The 5,798-nt window shown below is 35.5% G+C and carries 4 protein-coding genes and 1 pseudogene; 4 read left to right on the forward strand and 1 reads right to left on the reverse strand.

All coding sequences use genetic code 11. The features are described from left to right. The first annotated feature begins 208 nt into the window (after window positions 1–208). Window positions 209–1,264 (forward strand): C40 family peptidase, encoded by a 1,056-nt coding sequence (locus GGQ92_RS15980; protein ID WP_184251293.1) that lies wholly within the window; start codon window positions 209–211, stop codon window positions 1,262–1,264. 127 nt (window positions 1,265–1,391) lie between these two features. On the opposite strand, the pseudogene GGQ92_RS15985 reads toward GGQ92_RS15980, so the two are convergent. Next, window positions 1,392–1,742, reverse strand: a pseudogene (locus GGQ92_RS15985) (response regulator transcription factor); the annotation flags it as partial. Between the two features lie 308 nt (window positions 1,743–2,050). On the opposite strand from GGQ92_RS15985, the gene GGQ92_RS15990 reads away from it, so the two are divergent. The 3 genes from GGQ92_RS15990 (at window position 2,051) to GGQ92_RS16000 (ending at window position 5,405) form a co-directional block, all read left to right on the forward strand. After that, window positions 2,051–2,506 (forward strand): GNAT family N-acetyltransferase, encoded by a 456-nt coding sequence (locus tag GGQ92_RS15990; RefSeq protein WP_343068861.1) that lies wholly within the window; start codon window positions 2,051–2,053, stop codon window positions 2,504–2,506. A 180-nt stretch (window positions 2,507–2,686) separates the two neighbouring features. Continuing rightward, complete coding sequence (locus tag GGQ92_RS15995) at window positions 2,687–3,922, forward strand: glycosyltransferase (RefSeq protein ID WP_246384568.1); 1,236 nt, start codon at window positions 2,687–2,689, stop codon at window positions 3,920–3,922. A gap of 334 nt (window positions 3,923–4,256) precedes the next feature. Further along, the gene (locus tag GGQ92_RS16000; protein WP_184251299.1) at window positions 4,257–5,405 is read left to right on the forward strand and encodes a glycosyltransferase family 4 protein; all 1,149 of its coding nucleotides are present in this window, start codon (window positions 4,257–4,259) and stop codon (window positions 5,403–5,405) included. Window positions 5,406–5,798: the final 393 nt, after the last annotated feature.

The raw sequence follows: 5,798 nt of genomic DNA on the forward strand, positions 1-5,798 counted from the left end.
GACTAAGAAGTCTACAATCTCGTTATGAAATCTTGCGTTATTTATCTTAATTGAACCGCCGTATACCGAACGGTACGTACGGTGGTGTGAGAGGACGGAGGTTAATCACCTCCTCCTACTCGATTTTTGGAAATTAAAAACATAACGAATAATTATAGTGAGTAAAGCCATCATAACCGTATATCAGATAAAGATAAGGGGAGTAACTATGAAGAAGTTAATACGAATAACGAGTATTCTTTTGTTAGCATTAAGTATAGCTGTTAGTGGTTCGATGACCTCCCAAGCACAAGTCCAGCATGTACCTAATGCAGGTGTATTTATAAACGGCAAAGTAGTAGACGGAATAAATCCCATTATCGAAAATGGTGTCTATTATTTACCTTTCGTCGACCTTGCGAAAATCTTGAAATATAATTATATAAAATTTGAAGAAGACACGAAAACATACGAAATTACGGATGGATCGACGGTAGTCCGCATAACGATGGGGGGAACGAGAGCGAGAAAGGGGAATGAATATGTAGATATTCAGCCGCCACGATGGATTAATGAAACGGCCTATATTTCTCTTCATGCAGCTGGTGTTATGTTTAATTCATATGTAACATTCAAAGAGGAAAATGGTTCTATTCAGATACAGAATCCTGCAACGAAATATGAGGTGCGTCAAGGTGATAGTCTGTACATTATTTCTCGTCTTCACCATACAACAATTGATTTATTGAAAAAAGAAAATAACCTTACATCCAATATTATTCATGAAGGACAAATTTTGAAGCTACCTAGTCCAGACGCGTCTAAGGGAGAAATGGAGCCTGAAAAAGAAAGAGAACCAGTAAAAAATAAGAGTAGAGATTCTGTCACGCAGCAGATAAGCAATATTTTAAATGATGCACAAAATTATATTGGTGCACCTTATAAATTTGGTGCGACATTAGCGGAAGCACCAAACCGATTTGATTGTTCTTCTTTTACACAATATGTATTTGGTAATTTTGGTGTCGAGCTTCCTAGAGTATCGAGGGATCAAGCAAGTAAAGGGGTACCTGTATCTACTTCTAATCTAAAAGTCGGGGATTTAATGTTCTTTACGATGAATGATACGTATACAGATGGAAGAGTGGCGCATGTTGGTATCTATATGGGTGACGGCAATATGATTCATGCATCTACCTCAAGAGGTGTTATGATTACAACGAATGTGTTACAAAACCCTTACTGGTCCAAGAACTATCTATTCTCCAAACGTGTTATTCAATAATAAAAGAGAAGGATAACTCATTTTAAACTTGAGTTATCCTTCATTTTATTTAAATATATTCTTGCTTTAAGCTTTCGATGATGTTCTCGTTTTTTATCTTTCCTATGGAGTAAAGCATAGCTGAACCTAGTACCGATTTAATTCTTGAAAGGAGCTCGCGTATACGAAAGGGTTTCGTGATATAATCATCCGCTCCCATATCAAGACCCATGACAACATTCACTTCATCGTCTAAAGCTGTAAGGAAAATGACTGGAATGTCCCCACGTTCCTTAACAAGCTTGCATAAATCATAGCCACTACCATCCGGTAACGATAGATCAAATAAGCATACATCTATTTCATTACTTTCCTGTTGGATTACATCGGTGGCAGTTGAAGCATCGTAGCAAATTATAGTTTCATAACCCTCTTGTTTTAAGGAGTAATCTAACCCTAGAGCGATAGTTCGATTATCTTCTACTAATAAAATCTTCAATAAATTCACCCTAACATTCAATCTATTAATAATTATCTTATGGGAATACGTCGTTGCCGTCAAAAAGGAACAGGTTAGAGATTCTGTTTTGTTAAAATTTGGTGTAGACTAAAATTGGATTCATTGCTCATTTATTTCTAATAAATAAAGTTAAGTTGGTAATTAAAACTTATGACAGGGGGAGAAAGAAATTTTTCATCATATAGTATTAGACGGGGTCAATATAAAACTTTTGCCTTTAGAAGAAAAATATATCAAAGCTTTTTGAGATAAGTAACGATAAAATATGGAGTCATTTACCTGTTACAATTAGTTCCTTTAATGACATGAAGGAATTTGTCAATAATGCATTAACCAATAAAGAAAATGGTACAGAATTTCCATTTGTTATCATTAATAAGTGTACGGATAATATAATTGGTAGTACTAGATTCATGGAAATATCACAAGCTACTAAGACATTAGAAATAGGATGGACATGGATAGAACCCTCTAATTGGAGCACAGGACTTAATATGGAATGTAAATATTTGATGTTAAAGTATTGTTTTGAAACGTTAGGTTTTGTAAAGGTTCAATTTAAAACGGACGAACGTAATGGCAGGTCCCAGAAGGCACTAGAAAAAATTGGAGCAATAAGAACAGGACTAAGAAAGAATCACATGCTACGGAAAGATGGTACACTTCGAAGCTCGGTGTTTTACAGCATATCAGAAAGTGATTGGGAATCAGTTAAAAGGAATTTAGAAGAAAAGCTGACATAAGCTAAAAATATTAATTGGAAATTTCATTATTAACTTGGTCTCTGTTCAAGTTTTCCCTCTAGCAGGAGATAAAAAAGTTAATAAAATATTTACATAAAAAATACAAAATAACCCCTTGATTCCATTTTTTTCATTTGTTATACTGTTACCCATAACTTGGTAAAATAAGCGGAAAGGATGATGAAGATAAAAAGAACAATCATATTTGCACCTGAGACATTTAACTTAGCAGAAACGACTAGATCAATTGAAGTTGCTAAGAAATGCTCTCATGTATTTAATTGCATTTTTATAGGCTACTCTAACAAATATTCTTACCTCATTGAAGAATCGAACTTTACCTTCCTACACTTGAAACCTCATTTAAATGAGAGACAGATAACGCAATTGATGAATGTTGACCAAATGAAAGGCTTTAAGCATCCATTTACTTATGAACATATTCAAGAACGTGTGAAAAACGAAAAGAAAATAATAGAAAAATATCATCCGATAGCCATTGTGATTGGTACAACACTAAGTATGTTCATATCCTCTCGTGCCTCACGTATTCCCTTAGTGTATATCAAACCTTTAGCTTACACTCGTCCTTATTTTTTACAAGGAGATTTATTACTACCATTTTCTTCTTTCCACATAGTCCATAAAATCATCAAGAAAGCAGTTCAATCGATTGCTTTACATATAACGTATAAACCGAAAGCCTTCTCTAAAGTAGCAAAAGAAGAGGGAGTTGAATTGCCAAAATACACAATCGATGCTTTAGATGGTGACTATAATCTCATTACTACGATTTCAGAAATAAGCGAAATTCACCATGTTCCTACTAATTATCATTACGTAGGCCCTGTTTATGCCAAACTTGATGCTCCTATTCCTAGCTTTATCAAAAAACTGCCGAAAGATCGCCCCATCCTCTACTTTGCAATGGGGAGTTCAGGAAGTCCTGCTATGATTGTAAAAATACTGAATATTTTGAACCAATTACCAGTAACGGTTATTTGCCCAATGAAAAGAATCGTAGAATCACAGTATAACAATTTGTCCTTTAACGACCATATTATTTTATGTGATTTCTTACCCGCTCATAAAATGAATGACCTCATTGATCTATCGATTATTCACGGTGGTGAGGGAACAGTACAAACAGCTTGCCTTTCTGGTAAGCCGTTTATTGGCTTTGGCTTACAGCAAGAACAACGGGTTAACATCAATGAATGTGTAAGATTTGGGAATGCGGTGGCATTACGTAAGAAAGATTTAACCAAGGCAAGAATTAGTGATTATATAAAAAAGGTATTGGCGAGTAAGGAAATGCATAAGAAAGCCTTAGAAATGCAGCGCACATTAATGAATGTAGATGGGCCGAAAAATGCAGCACAATTTTTAATAGAAACCTTTGCTACAGCAAAATAATGGAGGTAATGAGTGGTAGACACTTCTCACCTGACATAATCTATTGAAGGGAGGCCAAAGAACGTGACAATCTTTGGTCTTTTATAGTACAAAACAATTTTAAATTCTACAAACGGAATTTGCCTTTTCCATTTCTTCTAGCTCTAAGGCAATACCTACGGTGATACTTGTAAGATTGAGAACCAGATTATTATACCACCTGAAAACAATTAAATTTTATATGGAGGGATTTTCAACAAATTAATAAATCTTTATTATAACTTCATAACGATTTAAAAGTGGTTCGGTATATTAGTTGTAAGGAAATAAATGTAATGATAAGGAGAGTGTAGTTATGCGAATTGCTATTTTTTCTGACACGTATGTCCCTGAAATCAATGGGGTAGCTCTCACCTTACAACGGTATACGGACTACTTGCGGAGGCAAGGAATTGAGTACAGATTGTTTGTCCCGAGCACAAGTACAGCAGTCCCGCAAGTACCACAGATAGAACGACTTACAAGTATCCCTTTTTTATTGTATCGAGATTTGCGATTTTCCTTACCGAATCCATTGCAAATCAATCAAGTACTCGATACGTTTAAACCAACCTTAATCCACATTGCCACCCCTTTTAACATTGGCTTGTCAGGACTACTATATGGTAAAAAACATCAAATTCCAATGATAGCCTCCTACCACACACATTTCGATCATTATCTCAATTACTATCACTTATCGTTTTTAAACAAATGGGTATGGAAATATTTAGATTGGTTTCATCGACCTTTTGAAAGAATTTATGTTCCTTCCGAAAGTACGAAACATCAGCTGCTTACTAAAAAATTTCATAGAGATATACGTATTTGGGGACGAGGGGTGGATCATGATTTCTTTACTCCTACCAAACGAGTATCACACTATTTGCAACAGAAGTATGGAATAAAAGAAAACAAGATCCTATTATATGTAGGAAGAATGGCGCCGGAGAAGAATATAGAATTCGTTCTAGACATGTTTCATTCCTTACCCAGTGACGTTAAGAAAGATACGCATTTAGTGATGGTGGGTGATGGTCCATTATATTCTATGTTATCCCAAACTTATCGAGAAAAGATTACATGGACGGGTTTTCTAGAAGGAGAGGAATTAGCTAAGGCTTACGCCTCAAGTGATATATTTTTATTCCCATCTGAAACAGAGACCTTTGGAAATGTTGTCTTAGAGGCATTAGCTTCAGGCCTTCCAGTAATTGGCGCGAATGCCGGTGGAGTAGGAAACATCATCAAGGATGGGAAGACAGGTTTTCTATGTGAACCACGTAATCGAGAAGTTTTTGTAAAGCAAACGGAGAAATTATTAGAAAATAATTTATTAAGGAAGAATTTTGCAGATGAAGCCCGTAAGTATGCATGTACACAATCTTGGGATACAATTTTTAGACAGCTTGTCGCTAATCTTATTGAAGTAAGTGATAGAAAACGTATATCTGTCATTGCATAAAGGTATGATTCCCTCTTACAGCAGATGAACAAGACGTAACATCAATTTACTCTCGATAGACAACATACGACTCAAGATAGAATCAATTCACTCTCGATAGACAGCACACGACTCAGGATAGCACGAATCCACTCTCGATAGACAGCACACGACTCAGGATAGAATCAATTCACTCTCGATAGACAGCACACGACTCAGGATAGAATCAATTCACTCTCGATAGACAACACATGACTCCAGATAGAATCGATTCACTCTCGATAGACAGCACACGACTCAGGATAGAATCAATTCACTCTGGTATGTCAACACTATACTGAACAATTTTTTTAAGGAACGTAAACTTGTTTATGACTTACAATATATATGTTCTAGCCGAAAATAGTACGTACT

The organism is Gracilibacillus halotolerans, assembly GCF_014206945.1.
GTDB classification, from domain to species: domain Bacteria; phylum Bacillota; class Bacilli; order Bacillales; family Amphibacillaceae; genus Gracilibacillus; species Gracilibacillus halotolerans.